We start from the raw sequence: 4,119 nt of genomic DNA, 5'->3' as shown, positions 1-4,119 counted from the left end.
TTGATATCCAGGGCTATCCCTGTATTGGCTGGACCTGGTTTTATCAAAACGGCCGGTTGGACAATTTCGAGTTGAGCCAAACCGTTACGATCCAGGGAATCGAAATCCCTGCCAAAAGCCGGGTTTTTCTGCGCAAGGAGGACGGTACCCTGGAGCAGTGCTATTTCTCAAAAGATTTGATTATTCAAGGGTATCCCTGCGACGGAGGCCATAAGAAAGAAGCGACGGGATTTTACCCGAATGGAAAGCTTCGTTTTATTTTCCTCACCGAGCCGCGTACAATCCAGGGCATTCCGTGCCGCCATGGCGGACTGTCCATCATACAATTTCACGAAAGCGGCCGGCTGAAACAATGCGAGCTACCCCACGATTTTGAATACAACGGCGCAAAATACAAGGGTCGCACAAAATTATACCTGGATGAAGAAGGCCATGTGATAAAAACCAAAAGGGCAGGATTTTTTACGCGATTGTTTTTTGATGTGGCTGATGCGATCGTCAGGTTGTTTTAGGTCTTTTGGCCAGGCGGCTCGTTTTCCTAAAGTTTTGTATTCCTGGTGATGTTGATACGGTTCTTACAAAAACATGCAAAATGCGCCTTATGAAACAACATATCTGATATCAGTGGTCAAAAAAGCAAACAGAGATTATAACAAAGACTTGCCTGTAAACAGACCAAACAAGTCACTCCGGCGAATGCCGGAGTCTCCTGGAAACAACGAGATGTTTAAATTTAGAGATAAAATGAGTCGTTCGTAAAAAGTCCGAAAATGTCATTGCGAGCGAAGCGAAGCAAAGGAGGAATTCATTGATCTCACTAACGGATAAATCAATGCCCGAAGAAATGCCCGGCAGCGGCAGTGCTGTTTTTCTTGCCGTCGTCTGTTTTGTGGCCTCTCTCGGCGGCATCCTTTTCGGTTTCGATACGGCTGTCATTTCCGGCACGTTCGGCATGGTGGAAACGCAGTTCGCATTGAGCAAAATAGAAGTCGGCTGGTTTGGAAGCTCGGCGCTCGTCGGTGCCATTCTCGGCGCCCTGGTCGCCGGTATGCTCAGCGATCGCTTTGGGCGAAAGCCGGTTCTCCTGGCCGCGGCAATTTTCTTTTTCGTGTCCGCGCTCGGATCGACAATTCCTCCTTCATTCATGCTTTTAATTCCTGCCCGTCTCATCGGCGGCCTGGGGATCGGCATGGCGTCTGTTTTGGCGCCTTTATACATCTCTGAATTCGCACCGCCGAAAATCCGCGGACGACTGGTCGCGCTCTATCAGCTTTCTATCGTCATCGGCATTTTGCTTGCCTATTTTTCCAATTGGCTGTTATTGGCTTTTTCTCAGGGGAATGCCGCTTCCTTTGGCGGGACAGGACTCTTACACAAGGTGATGATCTCGGAAGTCTGGAGAGCGATGTTTGGCGCAGAAATGATTCCCGCCGGGTTGTTTATCATCCTGTTGTTTTTCATTCCCGAAAGTCCACGCTGGCTGATCCGGGCGGGGTACGAGACAAAAGGCTATAGTTTGCTGGCAAAAGTAAGCGGCGCGGCCGTTGCAAAAACCGAATTTTCAGAAATAAAAAATGCCATAAAGAGCGAAGAAGGAACCATCCGCGAACTTTTCAAACCGGGATTGCGCCTGGCACTCATCGTTGGCCTGGGTCTTTCGATTTTCGGACAATTCACCGGCGTCAACATTATCGTTTATTATGGCCCGACCATTCTCGAAAAAGCCGGATTCAGACTCGACAGCGCCCTGGAATTTCAGGTGGCAATTGGTGTTATAAATTTTATCTTTACAATTATCGCGTTTTGGAAAATTGACAGTTGGGGGCGCCGGCCGCTTTTAATTGGCGGCATGGCCGCCGTCTTTGTCTCTCTGCTCATCATTGCCATTCAGTTTACCATCGGCGTAACGTCCGGGATTTGGATTGTCATCATGCTGTGTGTTTATATGGCCAGCCTCGCTTTATCCATAAACGCCGTGATCTGGGTGTTGACCGGTGAGATTTTCCCAAATCGCGTCCGCGGCCGGGCCATGTCTATCGCAACCTTTTCCAATTGGGGAACCAACTTTATCACGGCGTTTTTGTTTCCCTGGTACGTTGCCAAAATCGGCATGAACGCCGGTTTTTTTACTTTTGCCGCCACCTGTCTCATCGCCACCCTCTTTTTCTACCGCTTTGTTCCCGAAACAAAAGGTAAAAGCCTGGAAGAAATTGAGATGTACTGGAAGCAAAAGGCAGTGTGATCACAGAGCGCCACACCGGTAGGTATTCCGCCGCCGAGCGGCGAAACGAGCATAAAAACCCCGGATGCCTCGTTTTTTGAGGCACAGGGTGTTTGGAACTCTTGTTTTTATGGAAATTGCGACAACCGGGGTCGCGAACTTCTTCGACAGTCTCTTGAGGTCTGCCGCAGTTGTGCTCCCGGAACAAGGGGTTGCAACCCCTTGTTCTGTATGCGCGAGAGCCGGAATCTCTCGCTCCGACGAAGATCGTCGGAGTGTATCCCGGGACGCTCCGCGTCCAGTGGTCGATCTGTGACGTCGAGCGGCGGAACGAGTATAATGCGCCGGAAAAACTCGTCCGAGCAGTTTTGAAAAATCTTGGCAAAATTTTTCACCCCTAACTAACATGTTACCAAAAAACAAGCTCCAAAGATAACTATAACCAGTGAGATGAAATGAAACATTTAAAGAGACTTGGGGTAAATCTGCTTTTTGTTTTACTTTTGTGTAATATCTCAAACTCGAGCTTTGCAAAGGAAAGCACAGACCACGGCAAAGCTCCACTGAAAGAAATGACCCTGCACGTCATTCCGCAGTCGCACATCGATCTGGCTTGGTGGTGGCGATATGATCCGGAGACCATCCATGTTATTGTTAAACACACGCTGGAAATTGCTTTTGACAATATGGAAAAATATCCTGATTATACCTTTACATTTCTACAAGTCCCGGCGATCGAACCGCTGGAAAATTTATACCCCGAACTTTATTACAAATTTCGCTACTATGCCCATAACTCACGCGCATTGGGGGGGAGTATTCGCAATCCCGGCGCACACGGCGCTGGGGGACGTTTGGCCATCGGCAGCGGTCTCTGGTGTGAGGTGGATGGTTGTTTGCCGTGCGGCGAATCCCTTGTCCGTCAGGTTCTCTTTGGAAAACGCTTTTTTATGCGCGAGTTCGGAATAGATGTTAAAACCGCCTGGTTCCAGGATGCATGGACGCATCCGTGGACATGGCCACAAATTTTGAAGAAAAGTGGCATCGATTCTTACATGTTTACGCGTCCCAGGGGAAAAGGAGAGCAGATATTTTGGTGGCAATCTCCTGACGGTTCCCGGATTTTTGCCTACAAGCCCTTCAAGGCCTACGGCGAAAGCCTGCCTGCCGGGGCAGAAATCGACGAGCGGTTATTGATGATGAATCAACGATACGGGGTCAGGGACGACATCACCCTGGTTGGCGTAGGCAATCACGGTGGCGGCGCATTAAAGGCGGATGTGGAAAGAATGAGAAAAACAATAGCAGCAAGGCAGGAGCAACACGCCCCGGACGACACGCAGGCCAAAATCATATTCAGCACACCGGATCGATTTGTTAATGCCGTTATGAGGGAGAAACACAATCTTCCTGTGGTTAACAACGAACTCACAGCAACAATCCGCGGCGCATATACAACGGTTGGGGAAATTAAAAAGGGAAACAGGTACGCCGAAAATTTACTACTGACGCTCGAAAAATTTTCAGCCATTGCTGCTGCATTGGGAGAACGTGAATATCCCCGCGCAGCCATATTCAGTGCCTGGAAAAAGGTAATGATAAACCAGTTCCATGACACCATTTCCGGCACAGACATCCCCCCCGCCATCGATGACGCATTAAGGCGGTATGCGAATATTATGGCTGTCGGCCGTCGGGAGTTGGACAAATCGCTGCAAGCTATTTCGTCGAGAATCAACACAACCGGTAAGGGCGTGCCAATTATCGTTTTCAACCCGCTGTCCTGGAAGAGAAGCGACGTCGTTGAGACAAGTATAGAATTCCCGCAGCCGGTTCAAACCATTCGCATCCAGGACAATGAAGGAAACGACATTCCTTCACAAATAATCAGCAAAAAG

General features: G+C 49.1%; 3 protein-coding genes. All 3 read left to right on the top strand.

Annotation, left to right across the window (positions count from 1 at the left end):
* On the top strand, nucleotides 1-512 hold a 512-nt coding region (locus GXO76_02000; protein ID NOY76622.1), incomplete at its 5' end, for a hypothetical protein.
* Between the two features lie 296 nt (nucleotides 513-808).
* Complete coding sequence (locus GXO76_01995; GenBank protein ID NOY76621.1) at nucleotides 809-2,242, top strand: sugar porter family MFS transporter; 1,434 nt, start codon at nucleotides 809-811, stop codon at nucleotides 2,240-2,242.
* Nucleotides 2,243-2,676: 434 nt separating this feature from the next.
* On the top strand, nucleotides 2,677-4,119 hold a 1,443-nt coding region (locus GXO76_01990), incomplete at its 3' end, for a hypothetical protein (protein NOY76620.1).

Source organism: Calditrichota bacterium, from assembly GCA_013151735.1.
Lineage (GTDB): Bacteria > Zhuqueibacterota > JdFR-76 > JdFR-76 > BMS3Abin05 > BMS3Abin05.
The sequence above is the reverse complement of the archived record's forward strand: the minus strand, read 5'-3'. Positions and strand labels throughout refer to the sequence as shown.